The sequence below is a fragment of the Rhizobium sp. FG96 genome (genome assembly GCF_057808655.1).
In genome coordinates this window covers 1-15,685 of the sequence record NZ_JBMDIL010000009.1, presented here as the reverse complement: position 1 = coordinate 15,685, position 15,685 = coordinate 1, and the positions used below count along the sequence as shown (strand labels likewise).

The 15,685-nt window shown below is 61.6% G+C and carries 12 protein-coding genes; 10 read left to right on the top strand and 2 right to left on the bottom strand.

Annotation, left to right across the window (positions count from 1 at the left end):
• Window positions 1-58: 58 nt before the first annotated feature.
• The 3 genes from ACODR6_RS18600 (at window position 59) to ACODR6_RS18590 (ending at window position 3,268) form a co-directional block, all read left to right on the top strand.
• The gene (locus tag ACODR6_RS18600; RefSeq protein WP_489023511.1) at window positions 59-1,279 is read left to right on the top strand and encodes a helix-turn-helix domain-containing protein; all 1,221 of its coding nucleotides are present in this window, start codon (window positions 59-61) and stop codon (window positions 1,277-1,279) included.
• A 28-nt stretch (window positions 1,280-1,307) separates the two neighbouring features.
• A complete protein-coding gene (locus ACODR6_RS18595; protein ID WP_489023509.1) occupies window positions 1,308-1,943 on the top strand; it encodes a Vgb family protein in 636 nt (211 codons plus the stop codon).
• 149 nt (window positions 1,944-2,092) lie between these two features.
• The gene (locus ACODR6_RS18590) at window positions 2,093-3,268 is read left to right on the top strand and encodes an MFS transporter (RefSeq protein WP_489023507.1); all 1,176 of its coding nucleotides are present in this window, start codon (window positions 2,093-2,095) and stop codon (window positions 3,266-3,268) included.
• Window positions 3,269-3,483: 215 nt separating this feature from the next.
• Here the strand turns inward: ACODR6_RS18590 and ACODR6_RS18585 are convergent, their stop codons facing one another.
• The gene (locus ACODR6_RS18585; RefSeq protein WP_489023505.1) at window positions 3,484-4,305 is read right to left on the bottom strand and encodes a bifunctional allantoicase/(S)-ureidoglycine aminohydrolase; all 822 of its coding nucleotides are present in this window, start codon (window positions 4,303-4,305) and stop codon (window positions 3,484-3,486) included.
• Between the two features lie 199 nt (window positions 4,306-4,504).
• Here ACODR6_RS18585 and ACODR6_RS18580 point away from each other — a divergent pair, with 199 nt between their 5' ends.
• Together ACODR6_RS18580 and ACODR6_RS18575 are read left to right on the top strand one after the other, a co-directional pair.
• On the top strand, window positions 4,505-5,686 hold the full coding sequence (locus tag ACODR6_RS18580; protein ID WP_489023503.1) for a M24 family metallopeptidase: 1,182 nt from the start codon (window positions 4,505-4,507) through the stop codon (window positions 5,684-5,686).
• Window positions 5,673-6,851: a M20 metallopeptidase family protein gene (locus ACODR6_RS18575; protein ID WP_489023501.1), complete on the top strand. Its 1,179-nt coding sequence runs from the start codon at window positions 5,673-5,675 to the stop codon at window positions 6,849-6,851. Before ACODR6_RS18580 ends, ACODR6_RS18575 begins: the two co-directional genes overlap by 14 nt.
• Window positions 6,852-6,893: 42 nt before the next feature.
• On the opposite strand, the gene ACODR6_RS18570 is transcribed toward ACODR6_RS18575, so the two are convergent.
• A complete protein-coding gene (locus ACODR6_RS18570) occupies window positions 6,894-8,987 on the bottom strand; it encodes a carboxy terminal-processing peptidase (RefSeq protein ID WP_489023499.1) in 2,094 nt (697 codons plus the stop codon).
• Window positions 8,988-9,236: 249 nt separating this feature from the next.
• Here ACODR6_RS18570 and ACODR6_RS18565 point away from each other — a divergent pair, with 249 nt between their 5' ends.
• The 5 genes from ACODR6_RS18565 to ACODR6_RS18545 all read left to right on the top strand — a co-directional run.
• Window positions 9,237-10,265 (top strand): NAD(P)-dependent alcohol dehydrogenase, encoded by a 1,029-nt coding sequence (locus tag ACODR6_RS18565; RefSeq protein WP_489023497.1) that lies wholly within the window; start codon window positions 9,237-9,239, stop codon window positions 10,263-10,265.
• 499 nt (window positions 10,266-10,764) lie between these two features.
• Window positions 10,765-12,513, top strand: a complete 1,749-nt coding sequence (ggt, locus tag ACODR6_RS18560) for a gamma-glutamyltransferase (protein WP_489023495.1) — start codon at window positions 10,765-10,767, stop codon at window positions 12,511-12,513.
• 61 nt (window positions 12,514-12,574) lie between these two features.
• Window positions 12,575-13,600 (top strand): amino acid ABC transporter substrate-binding protein, encoded by a 1,026-nt coding sequence (locus ACODR6_RS18555; RefSeq protein ID WP_489023493.1) that lies wholly within the window; start codon window positions 12,575-12,577, stop codon window positions 13,598-13,600.
• Window positions 13,601-13,726: 126 nt separating this feature from the next.
• The gene (locus tag ACODR6_RS18550) at window positions 13,727-14,758 is read left to right on the top strand and encodes an amino acid ABC transporter substrate-binding protein (RefSeq protein ID WP_489023491.1); all 1,032 of its coding nucleotides are present in this window, start codon (window positions 13,727-13,729) and stop codon (window positions 14,756-14,758) included.
• Window positions 14,759-14,838: 80 nt separating this feature from the next.
• A partial coding sequence (locus tag ACODR6_RS18545; protein WP_489023489.1) for an amino acid ABC transporter permease occupies window positions 14,839-15,685 on the top strand: 847 nt, incomplete at its 3' end.

The following is a 15,685-nucleotide window of genomic DNA, read 5'->3' as shown; positions in this document are numbered from 1 at the left end:
GCATTACCCTAGGTCTGATTGAGCGGAGGGTGGGAGTTACAAGTGTGACGGGATTTCGATGGACTCGATGATCACGGCTGCCGCACAGGCGCTTGCCGCCGGCGATGTGCTCGGCGCAATGAAGCGTGTCGCGCTGCGCGACGACGCTCCGGCGCTCGCCCTCAGAGGCATCGCGCTTGCCCAGCTCGGCGACTTCGAACGCGCCAAGGCGCTTCTGAAAAGCGCTCACCGCGCCTTCACATCCCGCGAAACGCTGGCTCGCGCCCGCTGTACCCTGGCGGAAGCCGAGATCGCCCTTGTCAGCCGCGATCTCGGCTGGCCCGAGAAAGCTCTGAAGATGGCGCGCCAGACGCTCGAGCGGCATGGGGACAGGCTGAACGCCGCCCACGCCCGCAATCTCCAAATCCGCCGCCTGCTGCTGGTCGGCCGGTTCGATGAGGCGGAGAGGCTGCTTGCGATGCTCGACCCATCGCCATTGCCGCCCGCCGCACGCGCAAGCCTGGAGCTGACCGTGGCCGGGATCGCGATCCGCCGATTGAAGACGAAACCCGCTCGCGAGGCTTTGGCGCGCGCGGCTACAGCGGCGGACGATGCGGGTATCCCGGCTCTGGTTGCAGAGGTGCGCAACGCAGCCGGCATCCTCGATGCTCCGGCGGGGAGGGAGGTCGTCCGGGGCCAGGAACGCGCGCTTCACCTTGAGGATGTCGAGGCGCTTCTGTCCTCCGATGCGCTCATTGTCGATGCCTGCCGCTTCGCTGTCCGGCGTGGGTCGCGGATCGTCCATCTGGCAAACCGGCCGGTCTTGTTTTCGCTTGGCCGCGCGCTTGCCGAGGCCGCGCCCGACGACGTGCTGCGCGGCCTGCTGCTCGCCCGCGCCTTCGGCGCGCGCCATGCTGACGAATCCCACCGCGCCCGGCTGCGGGTCGAGATCGGCCGGCTGCGCGCCGAACTCGAAGGGCTTGCGGCCATCGAGGCTACGAAGGGGGGTTTCGTTCTCGTGCCCGCCAATGGTGCCGCTGTTGCGGTGCTGGCGCCACCGATCGAGGATGAGAACGGTGCCGTGCTCGCTCTCCTCGCCGATGGCGAAAGCTGGTCGAGCTCGGCTCTGTCGATCGCGCTCGGCATCAGCGCGCGAACGGTGCAGCGGGCGCTCGAAACGTTAGCGACATCGGGCAAGGTCGAGAGCGTCGGCAATGGCCGGGCGAGACGCTGGATAATCACGCCGGCAATCGGCTTCCCGACAACATTGTTACTCCCGGGACCGCTCCCGAGCGACTAGCGTCACGAAATGACGATGGAGGAAAGACATGAAGCGATCCGCAGCTGAGATCATCCGCGAATACGGCCCCTTCGAGACCGCCCCGCGGGTCAACGGCGTCACGTTCGACGGGCAGCATGTCTGGTTTGCCTCCGGCGAGAAGCTGCACGCGCTGGATCCGGAAACCGGCAGCGAGCTGCGCACGATCGATGTCGCCTCGCATGCGGGAACCGCCTTCGACGGCCGCTACCTCTACCAGATCGCCGAGGACCGGATCATGAAGATCGACCCTCAGAACGGCACTGTTCTCTCGACCATTCCGGCGCCCGGAAACGGCGGCGATTCCGGCCTTGCCTGGTGCGAAGGCAGCCTCTGGGTCGGCCAGCATCGCGGCCGCAAGATCCACGAGATCGATCCGGAAACCGGCGCGATCCGGCGCACGATCGAATCCGACCGCGTCGTAACAGGCGTGACCTGGGTCGATGGCGAACTCTGGCATGGCACATGGGAAGGCGACGAAAGCGACGTCCGCCGTATCGATCCGGCAACCGGCGAGGTTCTGGTCCGTCTCGACATGCCCGAGGGGGTCGGTGTCTCCGGCCTGGAATCCGATGGCAAGGACCGCTTCTTTGCCGGCGGCGGCACGCGCTCTGTGGTGCGTGCGGTAAGAAGGCCGCGGTCCTAGGCAGATCGTTTGCCACTCCGCTATTTTTCCGATCGCCAAGCGCCCGATGGACCTTCCGCTAGCTTTGCTCTAGAGGAGGGCAGGTTCATTTCCCCACCTCCACCAGGATCCGCGCCGCTCCGCCAGGGGCGGTCGGAATCGGAATGAGAATGACAGATCATCTGGACGTTCATGCCGTCACACCGGTAGCGGCTCGCGGGCGCTTGCTTCGCTGGTTCATATCGTCGGCAACGCTGTCCGTCCCGCAAGCGGCAGGGCCGGTGGCTTTTTCGCTGCTTGCGCTGCAGCTTGAAGGCGCGACAAGCGGCGGGGCGGCGATGATCCTGGCTATGACCATTGCACAGGTGGCCGGTGCCGTTCCGCTGACGCGGCTTGGGTCTTCGGTGACGCCGGCAACCGCACTGCGTTTCCTGCTGATCTTCCGGGCGATCGCGCTGGCGCTGATGACGCTGTCGGCGGCTTGGAAGATGCCGCTGGAAGTCCTGGTTGGTCTTGCGGCGGCTGCGGGCTTGGTGAACGGTGCGGCCTTCGGCTATCTGCGCACGGTCCTGAATGAGCTCACGCCCGCCGCCAAGCTGCCGCGCGCGCTTGGGATCGCCGCGACGCTCGGCGAAGCCACGTTCGTTCTTTCGCCGGTGCTTGCCTCCGGGCTCGGCAGCGTCTCGCCGCTCTTTGCGGTTTGCGCGATGGCGGTGCTTGGCACGTTACCGGCGCTGCTCGTTCCTTCGGTTGGGGCGAAGGTCCAGAAAACCGGGGCACGATCCTCGGAGCCGACGATCACGCCTGAGATCATGATCTGGCTCCTCTGTTCCACGGCGGGTGGCGCTGCCGTCGCGGCCATCGAGATCGGCGCCGTCGCGCTGGCACTCGAATTCGGCCATGCGCCGGCCCTGGCGATCATGTTCACCGTGCCGCTATGCCTGGCTTCGGTCGCGGGCGGGGTCTGGGTAAGCGTACGAAACCGGGGCGCCTCGCGCGCCGAGGTCATCCTGAAGCTGCTGTTGATGTCGGCCGGCTCGGCGCTTGTTGCGACCTCCATCTCGGTCGCGACGACGATCGGCGGCGCCGTCCTCATGGGCTTCGTGCTGGCGCCCCTCAGCACGCATTATTCTCTCGAGCTCGACAAGCTCGCTCCACCCTCGAAGAGGGCGGAGATATTTGCGTTGCTACGAACTGCAAACGCCATGGGCGTCATCTTTGCGAGCGCGATGATGACGATGAGTTCGATCACAACGGCGCTCGTTGCGACGACCGGACTGATGGTCTGTGCGACGTTGCTGGTCGCGGTCGCAAGCCGCCGCAAACTGGGAACGCTGAGGCCCTAGCTTTTGGCGATCAGCGGTGTGGAGAAGCGCGGACACGGCAGCATGACGAGGGTGCCTTTATCCCCCAAGACACCAGCTAGTTTTGAAAGTCGCATAACATACGTTATGGAACACTCAGGCATGCCAAGCGTGAGATGAAAGTCTTATTGGTATCGTGGGCTTAGACTCGCACGTTCACCTCATTCGTTAAATGACAAAATCGTCTCGGCTCACCCCTACCAAAGCGGCGCATGCCGGTTGACGTCCTTGTAGAGCAAGTACCTGAACTTGCCCGGGCCGCCGGCGTAGCAGGCTTGCGGGCAGAAGGCGCGCAGCCACATGAAATCGCCTGCTTCGACTTCCACCCAGTCCTGGTTGAGGCGGTAGACGGCGCGGCCTTCGAGGACGTAGAGGCCGTGTTCCATGACGTGGGTTTCCATGAAGGGTATCACGGCGCCCGGCTCGAAGGTCACGATGGTGACATGCATGTCGTAGCGGATATCGGCGGGGTCGATGAAGCGGGTCGTTGCCCACTTGCCTTCGGTGCCCGGCATGGCGCCCGGCGGGTGTTCGTCTTCGTGGGTGAAGATCGCGGGCGGCGGCTCCAATCCCTCGACGGGCTGGAATGCCTTGCGGATCCAGTGGAAGGTCGCGGCGTCGGCGCCGTCGTTCTGCAGCGTCCAGGCGCTTCCGGCAGGCAGGAAGGCGAAGGAGCCGGCGTTGAGGTGATGGACGCGTCCTTCATGGCCGATCGCCAGCGTGCCCGCCACGACGAAGATTGCCGTTTCGGCGCGCGGCTCGGATTCCGGCTTTGTGCTGCCGCCGCCGGGTTCCACTTCCATGATATATTGCGAGAAGGTCTCGGAGAAACCGGTCATCGGGCGGGCGATGATCCAGGCGCGGGTCTTCGTCCAGTGCGGCAGATAGCTGGTGACGATATCGGTCATCACGCCCTTCGGGATAACCGCATATGCCGTCGTGAACACGGCCTTGCCGGAGAGCAGATCGGTCTGCGGCGGAAGTCCGCCTGGCGGGGAATAGTAGGAGCGGTTTTCCATGGGAGATTCTCTCTGCGTCTTGAAGGTCTCGAACGGTAGCCTTTGGTCTCCACCTTCTCAAGAAGCGCCGGCGTGAAAAGAGAGATCGTCTATGCGGCGCCACTATTTTAGACCAAAAATTTGCGCCTCAGGTGCCAAGCTCTTGTCATCGGGTATGGTGCGCGAGGCAGCGCAACGGCAGGCATAGAGAGGGGCAAGAATGATCCAGCTACCGTTCGAACGGCAGGAATACCAGGAGCGGCTCACAAAGATCCGCGCCGAGATGCGCAGGCACGAGCTTGAGCTTCTGGTGATCAACGACGTCGCGAACCAGCATTACATAACCGGTTACGACGGCTGGTCTTTCTATACGCCGCAGACGGTGCTGGTGCCGGTCGAAGACGGCGCCGAGCCGGTCTGGCTGGGGCGTGCCATGGATGCGGCGGGCGGCTTGCTGACGGCGTGGATGAAGCCGGAGAACGTCGTCGGCTTCCCGGAGCCTTACGTGCAGCAGGCCGATCGCCATCCGATGGACTGGATCGCCCAATGGATCGTCTCGAAAGGCTGGGGCGGACGCCGGATCGGTATCGAGCTGGAGGCCTATTACTATTCGCCGAAGGCGCATGCGCGCCTTGTCGCCGGGTTGCCGAACGCGACGTTCGTGGACGCCGATCTCCTCGTCAACTGGATACGCTCGGTGAAGAGCCCGGCCGAAATCGGCTATCTCAGGAAGGCATCGCGCCTGGCGGAAGCGGCTGTGACGGCCGCCTATGATGCGATTGCGCCGGGTGTGCGCGAATGCGATGCAATCGCCAAAATCCAGGCCGCGCAGGTGGCCGGAAGTCCCGACTATGCAGGCGATATCACTGCCCTGCCCCCGACCATCCTCGGCGGTGAGAACGCCTCGGCGCCGCACATCATGTGGAGCGACCGCCGTTTCGGCAAGGACGAGACGATTGCGCTGGAGCTCGCCGGTGTCTGCCGCCGTTATACGGCGGGTCTGGCGCGCACCATGCAGCTCGGCAAGGCGTCTCCTCAGGTGACCGAGACGGCAAAGGCGGTGCTGGAGGGCATGGAGGCGGTCCTGTCGTCGATCCGGCCGGGTGTGCTGGCCGAAGATGTCGAGCTCGCCTGGCGCAAGGTCATCGAGCGCTATGGTTTGAAGAAGGAGTCGCGCATCGGCTATTCGATTGGCGTCGCCTACCCGCCGGATTGGGGTGAGCACACGATCAGCCTTCGCCCCGGCGACAAGAGCGTGCTGCAGCCCGGCAATGTCATCCACTCCATTCTCGGAATGTGGATGGACGGATGGGGTCTCGAGGTCAGCGAGACGATTCTGGTAACCGGGACCGGCGCGGAGACGCTGACCAACCTGCCGAGAGAAATCCATGCCAAGGCCTGATCAGCTGCCTGCCGAGCTTGTCGCGCGGATGATTGCCGTGCGCCGGCACCTCCACGTCCATCCCGAGCTTTCCAACGAGGAGGCCGAAACGCAGGCCTATCTTCGTGCGCAGCTGGAGGCCGAGGGACTGGCTGAGATCCGTGATGTCGCAGGCTATGGCATCTCGGTCGACATTACAGGTACCGGCGGCTTCTCCAACCGCAAGGTCGCGGTGCGCGCCGATATCGATGCGCTGCCGATCGAGGAGCGCTCGGGTGTTGCGTTTTCCTCGGTGAAACCCGGTGTTATGCATGCCTGCGGGCACGATGCGCATGCGGCGATGGTCTTTGCCGCGGCCACTCACCTGCACCGGCATCGCGACAGCTTTGCCGGGACGGTCCGTTTCATCTTCCAGCCGGCCGAAGAGGCAGAGCCGCTCGGCGGGCGGCGTGTCGTCGAGGAAGGCCTGCTTGACGATATCGACGCGGCGATCGGCATCCATGTCGACCCCTATACTGAGACCGGGAAGATCTCGGTCTCAGGCGGACCCTATACGCTGGCGAGTGATATTTTCGATGTCATCGTCAGGGGAACCTCCGCCCATGCAGCGAAACCGGCGGAAGGCGTAGATGCGATTGCCGCGGCCTGCGCCATGGTCTCGGAATTGCAGAAGATCGTCGCTCGCGAGACCGATGCCTATGATCCGCTGGTGCTGTCGATCACCGGTATCGAGGGTGGTGGCGCCTATAACGTCATTGCCGACACCGTGCGGCTGAAGGGAACGATCCGCAGCGGCAGCCCGGCGACCCGGCTTCGGGCCCGCGAGCGGGTTCATGAAATCCTGCAGGGGCTTGCCGCCGCCCACCGCGCAATGGTCGAGTTCAAGCTGATCGAGGGAGAGCCGCCGGTCGTCAATGACGCGGCGCTGGCGCAGATCGTTTCGTCGGCAGCGGATCAGCTCTTTGGGAACGGCACTTCGATTGCGGCGCCCGGCTGGACTGCGGCGGATGATTTCGGCTTCTACAGCGAGAAGCGGCCATCGGTCTATTTCAGGCTCGGCATTCGCAACGAGGCCGAGGGCTCGATCTACCCGCTGCACCATCCGCAATTCCGGGTCGATGAAGCCGCGCTGAAAATCGGCGCCGAGACGATTGCCAAGGTGGCGTGCGAGGCGCTCGGCGTCTGAGTTGGAAGCGGCGCCGGTGGCTTTCCACCGGCGCCGTTTCATTTACTTCTGAGCGGCCTTCGGCGACGCCTGCAGCAGATCCGCTTCGTCGGAGACGATGGCGGCAGCTTCGGTCAAGAGCACGTCCTTTGCCTTCTTGCGGGCATTTTCGATCGCGAGATCGGCGCTCAGACTGCGTTCGTTCGACTGCAGGCCGTCATCTGCATCGGGATCGTCGCCACCGGTCACCGCTGCGCGGGACTTCAGCCGGGCCTCACGGGCTGCCAGCTCCTTGCGGCGCTCGGCCTCGTTCAGCGAAATGGTACCCTTCTCGCGCTGCGCCTTCAGGTCGGCAATGTCTTCCAGCAGGCTCTTGTAATCAGGATCGTTCTTCACCCGCGCGTCGTGGCGGCTCAGCAATTCCGGCAGCATCGCCGTGACGTCGCCTTCCGGCGAATATTTCGCGGCCTTGATCTGCGTCCAGGGCAGCGCGTTGTCGTAGCTCGTCTCGCCGAATGTCGACGGGTCCGAAAGGCCGGGCAGGCTGATATCGGGGGTTACGCCACGCAGCTGCGTCGTGCCGCCATTGATGCGGAAGAACTGCGCGATGGTGACCTTCAGTTCGCCGAACTTCGGCTTGCTGTTATTGGCCATCTCGTCGAGGTCCACCACGGTCTGCACCGTGCCCTTGCCGAAGCTCTGCTCGCCGATGATCACGCCACGGCCGTAGTCCTGAATGGCTGCAGCAAAGATTTCGGAAGCCGAAGCCGAGCCGCGATTGATCAGCACGCCAAGTGGACCGCTCCAGACCGGAGCCTTGAAGTCCGCCTTCTGCACGGCCACCTTGCCGTCGCTGCCGCGCTGCTGCACGACCGGGCCGTTGCCGATGAAGAGGCCCGTCAGGTCGATCGCTTCGCTGAGCGAGCCGCCACCATTGTTGCGGATGTCGAGCAGGACGCTATCGACGCCCTCCTGCTTCAGCTCAAGCAGAAGCTTCGCGACATCGCGGCTGGCGCTCTTGTAATCCTTGTCGCCCTTCCGGCGCGCCTCGAAATCCTCGTAGAAGGCCGGCAGCGTGATGACCCCGACCTTGCGCGTGGCGTCGCCGTCCTTGACCGTGAGAATGTCCTTGCGGGCAGCCTGCTTTTCGAGACTGATCTTGTCGCGCACCAGGCTGATGATGTGATGGCTGCCCTCCGCACCGGCTTCGGCCGGCAGGATATCGAGCCGAACGACGGAATCCTTCTCGCCGCGGATCATCTGCACGACCTCGTCGAGGCGCGTGCCCATCACGTCCTTGATCGGACCCTTTTCCCCCTGCCCTACGCCGACGATACGGTCGCCGACGGCAAGCTTGCCGGACAGTTGTGCCGGACCGCCGGGAACGAGCTCGCGGATCGTCGTATAGTCGTCGCGCTCCTGCAGCACGGCGCCGATGCCGACCAGGGAGAGCTTCATCGAAATATCGAAATCGGCGGAAGCCGCTGCGCCGAAATAATCGGTGTGCGGATCGACCGAGGTCGCATAGGCGTCCATGAACGTCTGGAAGACGTCTTCGCTCTTGTATTTGTAAGCGCGCTCCAGCGTATTCTCGTAGCGCTTGTCGAGCGTATCGCGGATCGCCGCGTCATCCTTGCCGCCGAGCTTCAGGCGCAGCCAGTCGCTCTTGACGCGCTTGCGCCAGAGATCATCGGCCTCCGCCTCGGATTTCGGCCACGGCGCCTTGTCGCGCAGCACGGCGAAATCCTCGCGCGCGTTGAAATCGAAATTCTGCTTGAGGAGGCCGCGCGCATAATTCATGCGGTCGACGACCCGCTTCTCATAGGTATTGAAGATCGAGAACGGGATCTGCAGGTTCTGCTGGGCGATCGCATCATCGATCTTGCCCTTGTCGGCCATGAACTTATCGATGTCCGTCTGCAGGAAAATCGTCCGGTCGGGATCGAGCGCCTTGATGTAGCTATCCATGATCTTGGCCGAGAGATCATCGTCGAGCGGAACCGGCCGGTAGCTGTAGCGCGTCAGAAATTGCGCGCTCATCTGGGCTGCCTGGCCCTGCTGCTTCAGCGGCTCAAGGACAGGCGGGGCAGCTTCCAGGGCATACGCGGACGGCGCAACTGCAAGGAAAAGACCGAATAATCCGTAGTGTATGCGCATTCCGCTCTGATCCAACTCTGGGTGCCGCGTTTCGAAACAATGATGTAGGTGGAACAATTATGGCTTTTTCGCAACCGGGCGGGCGCATCTTTGCCGATAAGCATTTCGTGATTGTTGAGCTGGGCTCATTAACTCTTCAAATTTTCTACCGCTAATTTTTGGTAATCCCCCGCGCTAAATCTTCCCTGCGATCAATCACGCAAGACAAAAGCAAAGGGAAGACAATTGAAAGCCTCCGGATACGCGGCAATGGACGCCAATACGCCATTGCAACCCTTCACCTTCGAGCGCCGTGACCTTCGCCCCGAGGACGTCGCCATCGATATTCTCTACAGTGGTGTCTGCCACTCCGACCTTCACATGGCGCGTAGCGCCTGGGGACCCGCGCTCTACCCGCTCGTGCCGGGTCATGAAATCATCGGCAAGGTTTCGGCGATCGGCAGCGGTGTTTCCCGCTACAAGGTGGGCGATATCGTCGGTGTCGGCACGGCTGTCGACAGCTGCATGGAATGCACCCAATGCCGCCGCAACGAACAGCACATGTGCTACAAGGGTGCGACCCTGACCTATGGTTCGAAAGACAGGATTTCAGGCGAACCGACCTATGGCGGCTACTCTAACCGTATCGTCACGCGCGAGGAATTCGTCCTGCGCATTCCGGACGGACTGGATCTGAAGCGTGCAGCTCCGCTGCTCTGCGCCGGCATCACGACCTATTCGCCGCTTCGAACCTGGAATGCCGGTCCAGGTACGCGCGTTGCTGTCATCGGTCTCGGCGGCCTCGGCCATATGGCCGTGAAGTTCTCTTCCGCGCTGGGAGCACATACGACCGTTATCACGCGCTCCGAAGGCAAGGCGGCGACGGCTCATGCACTTGGCGCCGATAAGGTGTTGCTGTCGACCGACGCCGAACAGATGGCTGCGTCGGCTTATGCCATCGACCTCATCATCGATACCGTGCCCTATGAACACGACATTTCACCCTATATCGACCTTCTCGATGTGGATGGTACGCTTGTTATCGTCGGATCGCTTCTCGATACGCCGAAGTTCGCAAACCTGCCGCTTCTCATGGGACGGCGACGGATCGCGGCAAGCCCGAGCGGCGCCCCTGCTCAGACGCAGGAAATGCTCGACCTCTGTGGCCGCAAGAACATTCTGCCCGAATGCGAGATGATCGATATTCAGGACATCGAGAAGGCTTTCGAGCGCATGGAAAAGGGCGATGTTCGCTATCGCTTCGTCATCGACATGGCGTCGCTCCCAGAAGCTGCGTAAAACGATGAAATAGCCCCTGGATACGCGGGTCAGAGCCCCAGAATGCTGTACGATGCTGTATGCCTTCGCTTCGCATCGTGCAGCATTTGGTGAGGGGTTTGGGCCGCGTCTCGCGACCGCCACGATTGTGAAATTTTGCTCACAGCCCCGTGAAAATTTCTTCCGCTAATCATTCTGGATTTATACCGCTAAGGTTGTCCGGGTCTCGGTTTTTCCGCATCGAATCCGCAACCGAAAATGCACGGCTCGCATCGGTGCGAAGTGCTGTTTCATCTTGGGCCGCTATCCCCACGTATTCCCTTTCAAACTTGTCGAACGACCGCTTGACAACAAAAAGAACCTTGGGCTAATGGTCTGATTGTTGGTCCATTAACATGGGCGACGTGAGGAGGCCACGGCACATTCGAAGCTTTAACGTACGCGACCGCCAAGCGGCCGTCGCGGCGACGGGGATCTGTGCGCCCAAGGTTTCCAGGATATTTTGGAGGAGGAGAATACCATGTTCAGTCATCCTGGACGGGCTGGGCTCGCGTTTGCGGCTGCTCTGTCTGTCAGTCTATCTCAAGTCTACCCGGTGCAGGCCGCATCCCGCGCGCCGGTCGAAGCCGAACACGGCATGGTGGTCACAGCGCATCACCTTGCGACGGAGGCCGGCGTTCAGGTCCTGAAGAACGGCGGCAACGCTGTCGATGCGGCAGTTGCCGTTGGATACGCGCTTGCGGTCGTCTACCCCGAGGCCGGCAATATTGGCGGCGGCGGGTTCATGACGATCCGTCTCAAGGACGGAAAGTCGACATTCATAGACTTCAGAGAGCATGCGCCGCTCGCCGCGACGCGCACGATGTATCTCGACAAGGATGGCAATCCGGTCGCGGGTGCCAGCCTGGATGGATATCTTGCAGTTGGCGTGCCCGGTTCCGTCGCTGGCTTCGAACTTGCCCGCGAAAAATACGGGAAGAAGTCCCGGCAGGATCTGCTTGCCCCTGCTATCGATCTCGCGAAGAACGGCTTTGCACTCGATCAGTATGGCGCGGCTTCTCTGAACCACGATCGTGATCGCCTGGCGAAAGATCCTGCAGCCAAGGCAATTTTCGTAAAGGCTGATGGGACGCCCTTCTCCAGTGGCGATCAGCTGGTTCAGTCCGATCTTGCCGGTTCGCTGGAAGCGATCTCAAAGGATGGTGCAGACGCCTTCTACAAGGGCAAGATCGCCGATCAGATCGTCAAGGCGAGTGGCAACAAGAAGGGCATTCTGACGAAGGCAGACTTCGAGCAGTATGCGGTACGCGAGCACAAGCCGGTCGAATGCAGCTATCGCGGCTACGATATCGTATCGTCGCCTCCGCCGAGCTCCGGCGGCGTCATCATCTGCGAGATCCTCAACATTCTCGAGGGCTACCCGATTTCCTATCTTGGCTCGGGCTCGGCTGAAACCGTCCACCTGATGGTCGAGGCGATGCGTTATGCTTACGTCGACCGCAACACTGCCCTTGGCGATCCGGACTTCGTCCAGAACCCGATCTCCAAGCTCGTCGACAAGAATTACGCGGCTGATATTCGCAAGAAGATCGAGCCGAACCGAGCCGGCGTTTCCGCGGCGCTGATGCCGAAGGGCATGGGCGAACATACTGAAACCACGCATTACTCGATCATCGATGATGAAGGAAATGCCGTTGCGGTAACCTACACGCTCAATGGCGGCTATGGCGCCGGCGTTGTCGCCGACGGTACCGGTATCCTTCTCAACAACGAGATGGACGACTTCACCTCCAAGCCGGGTACGCCGAACATGTTCGGTCTGGTTCAGGGCGAAGCCAATGCCATCGAGCCGAAGAAGGCCCCGCTGTCGTCGATGAGCCCGACCGTCATTTCGAAGGACGGCAAGCCGTTCATGGTGATTGGTAGCCCCGGTGGTTCGCGCATCATCACGATCACTCTCGAAGCGATCATGAATGTCATCGACCACGGCATGGACATTCAGGAAGCGATCGACGCACCGCGTATCCATCACCAGTGGCTGCCGGATCACGTTTCGGTCGAACCCTATGGCCTGTCGCCCGATACGATGAAGATCCTGGCCGGTATGGGCTACAAGCTCCAGACCGATGAGGATTGGCCGCAATGGGGTCAGGCAGCCGGCATCATCGTCGGCGGCAAGAACCTCGCCGAAATCCAATCCGGCAAGGGCGCCCGCTACAACGGCGCCGTGGACAGCCGCGCAGGCGCTGGCCTCGCACAGGGTTACTGATCCTCCCGCATAACAGGCAGCCGGCCAAACGGCCGGCTGCATTCTCATCGAAAGGTTTCCAATGAAGACGCTATTTGTTTCGGCCGCCATCGGCGCGGCAATGCTTTCTCTCGGTACCTCGGCGGCCTCCGCCGGCACATTGCAGGATGTCAAAGCCAAGGGCTTCATCCAGTGCGGCGTGAACAACGGCCTGCTCGGCTTCTCGCAGCCCGACGCTTCCGGCAACTGGGCCGGTTTCGACGTTGATTTCTGCAAGGCCGTCGCTTCCGCCGTCTTCGGCGACCCGACCAAGGTCAAGTACACGCCCCTCTCCGCCAAGGACCGCTTCCCTGCCCTGCAGTCGGGCGAAGTCGATATCCTGTCGCGCAACACGACATGGACCATCAATCGCGACACCGCTCTCGGCTTCAACTTCCGTCCGGTCACCTACTATGACGGCCAGGGCTTCATGGTTCGCAAGAACATGAACGTGAAGTCTGCGCTGGAGCTTTCTGGCGCATCGATCTGCGTTCAGGCGGGCACGACGACCGAGCTCAACCTCGCCGACTACTTCAAGACCAACAACCTCCAGTACAACCCGGTCGTTTTCGAGAAACTCGAAGAAGTCAACGCCGCCTATGATTCCGGCCGTTGCGACGTCTTCACAACCGATCAGTCTCAGCTTTACGCTGTTCGTCTGACGCTGAAGAACCCGGACGAGCACATGATCCTTCCGGAGATCATCTCCAAGGAGCCGCTCAGCCCGGCCGTTCGCCAGGGTGACGACCAGTGGTTCGATATCGTGTCCTGGACGGCTTACGCCCTGATCAATGCCGAGGAGTTCGGCATCACCCAGGCGAATGTCGACGAGATGAAGAACTCGCCGAACCCGGACATCAAGCGCTTCCTCGGCACCGAAGCCGATACCAAGATCGGTACCGACCTCGGCCTGACCAACGAGTGGGCCTATAACGTCATCAAGGGCGTCGGCAACTACGGCGAAGTCTTCGAGCGCAACATCGGTCAGGGCAGCACCCTGAAGATCGCACGCGGTCTCAACGCCCTGTGGAACAAGGGCGGCATCCAGTATGCGCCTCCGGTGCGCTGACCGGCCGCCGGCGTGCGGGAAAGGCGGCTCGCCGCCTTTCCTTTGAACACATGTTTACGGATCCCGGCATGAGACTATCATCGGCCGGGATCCGCCCAACATCCTTGTCTGCTCTAAAGGTGTCCGATGAAAACTGCGCTGAATTTGGCCGCCGCCTCCGGCGCCGCAGTTTTCGCTTTCAGCGCCTGCCCGGCTTCGGCAACCACGCTTGAAACGGTAAAGGTTAAGGGTTTCGTTCAGTGCGGCGTGACCGATGGCATGCTCGGCTTCTCGCAGCCTGACGCTTCTGGCAATTGGGCCGGCTTCGACGTTGATTTCTGCAAGGCCGTCGCTTCCGCCGTCTTCGGCGACCCGACCAAGGTGAAGTACACGCCGCTCTCTCCGAAGGATCGCTTCCTGGCGCTTCAGTCAGGCGAGGTCGACATCCTTTCGCGGATCACGACCTGGACGATCAACCGTGACACCGCCCTCGGTCTGAATTTCCGTCCGGTCACCTATTACGACGGCCAGGGCTTCATCGTTCGCAAGAGCCTGAACGTCAAATCGGCTCTTGAGCTTTCCGGCGCGGCAATCTGCGTACAGGCGGGAACGACGACGACGGAACTCAACCTCGCCGACTATTTCAAGACTAACAATATCAAGTACAACCCGGTCGTCTTTGAGAGATCGGAAGAGGTTTACAGCGGTTACGATTCCGGCCGCTGTGACGCCTATACGGCCGATCGGTCGGGCCTCTACTCGCTGCGTCTCGGACTCAAGAACCCGGATGAACACATGATCCTGCCGGAAGTGATTTCCAAGGAGCCGCTCGGCCCGGCCGTTCGCCAGGGTGACGACCAGTGGTTCGACATCGTTTCCTGGACGGCTTACGCGCTCGTGAACGCGGAAGAATTTGGGATCACGCAGGCCAATGTCGACGAGATGCGAAACTCGCCGAACCCGGATATCAAGCGCTTCCTTGGCACCGAAGCCGATACCAAGATCGGGACGGATCTCGGCCTGACCAACGACTGGGCCTACAACGTCATCAAGGGCGTCGGCAATTACGGAGAGGTCTTCGAACGCAATGTCGGCCAGGGCAGCCCGCTGAAGATCGAACGCGGTCTCAATGCCCTGTGGAACAAGGGCGGCATCCAATACGCGCCACCGGTTGGCTAGCACACAAGTCAGTATGAAAATCAGAGAGGCGTCTGGCGCCTTTCTATTGTTTAGACGCATGAGGGAGGGATAGGCTCGGCATGACGCAAGAAGCCATACATCGAAAATCAATGGCGACGGAGCGCTGGACGCTGCAGTCGGCACTTTATGATCCGAAGTTCAGGGGAGTTTTCTATCAAGCTTTGACCGTCATTCTGCTCGCTGCGTTTCTTCTCTGGGTGGCACACAATACCGTCCTGAATCTGCAGCGCAGCAACACGGCCTCTGGTTTCGCATTTCTCAATGGGCGCGCAGGCTTCGAAATCGGCCAGTCGCTGATCTCCTACTCCAGCGATTCCACCTATGGCCGTGCTCTGCTCGTCGGCATCCTGAACACAATTCTCGTTGCGGTAACGGGGATTATCACGGCAACTGTGGTTGGCTTTATCGTCGGCATCGGGCGCCTGTCGCGCAATTGGCTGGTTGCCAAGCTCTGCACCGTCTATGTCGAGGTGTTCCGCAACATCCCGCCGCTGCTCGTCATCTTCTTCTGGTATTCCGGCGTTCTCGCCGTGCTGCCGCAGCCGCGCGAATCCCTGCACCTGCCCTTCAGCATGTTCCTGAACAATCGCGGCCTCGCCTTCCCCAAGCCAGTTTTCGGCGAGAATTTCTGGCTTGTCGCGGTGGCGCTCGCCGTAGCAATCGTGGTCGTCTATTTCCTTGCGCGCTGGGCGCATAAGCGCCAGGCCGCAACCGGCAAGCAGTTCCATACGATCTGGGTGTCGGTCGCAATCCTGCTCGGCCTTCCGCTACTGACATTTTTGGCCGTGGGCGCTCCCCTAAGCTTCGACGTGCCGATCGCCGGGAAATTCAACCTCGCGGGTGGCGGACTGGTCGGCCCGGAATTCATGTCGCTGTTTTTGGCATTGTCCTTCTACACCGCCGCCT

Bases quoted from the DNA above. Each gene is read 5' to 3' on its own strand.
- ACODR6_RS18570 (WP_489023499.1), bottom strand. From the start codon at position 8,987: ATGCGCATACACTACGGATTATTCGGTCTTTTCCTTGCAGTTGCGCCG.
- ACODR6_RS18555 (WP_489023493.1), top strand. From the start codon at position 12,575: ATGAAGACGCTATTTGTTTCGGCCGCCATCGGCGCGGCAATGCTTTCT.
- ACODR6_RS18590 (WP_489023507.1), top strand. From the start codon at position 2,093: ATGACAGATCATCTGGACGTTCATGCCGTCACACCGGTAGCGGCTCGC.
- ACODR6_RS18585 (WP_489023505.1), bottom strand. From the start codon at position 4,305: ATGGAAAACCGCTCCTACTATTCCCCGCCAGGCGGACTTCCGCCGCAG.
- ACODR6_RS18595 (WP_489023509.1), top strand. From the start codon at position 1,308: ATGAAGCGATCCGCAGCTGAGATCATCCGCGAATACGGCCCCTTCGAG.
- ACODR6_RS18565 (WP_489023497.1), top strand. From the start codon at position 9,237: ATGGACGCCAATACGCCATTGCAACCCTTCACCTTCGAGCGCCGTGAC.
- ggt (WP_489023495.1), top strand. From the start codon at position 10,765: ATGTTCAGTCATCCTGGACGGGCTGGGCTCGCGTTTGCGGCTGCTCTG.
- ACODR6_RS18550 (WP_489023491.1), top strand. From the start codon at position 13,727: ATGAAAACTGCGCTGAATTTGGCCGCCGCCTCCGGCGCCGCAGTTTTC.
- ACODR6_RS18575 (WP_489023501.1), top strand. From the start codon at position 5,673: ATGCCAAGGCCTGATCAGCTGCCTGCCGAGCTTGTCGCGCGGATGATT.
- ACODR6_RS18580 (WP_489023503.1), top strand. From the start codon at position 4,505: ATGATCCAGCTACCGTTCGAACGGCAGGAATACCAGGAGCGGCTCACA.
- ACODR6_RS18600 (WP_489023511.1), top strand. From the start codon at position 59: ATGGACTCGATGATCACGGCTGCCGCACAGGCGCTTGCCGCCGGCGAT.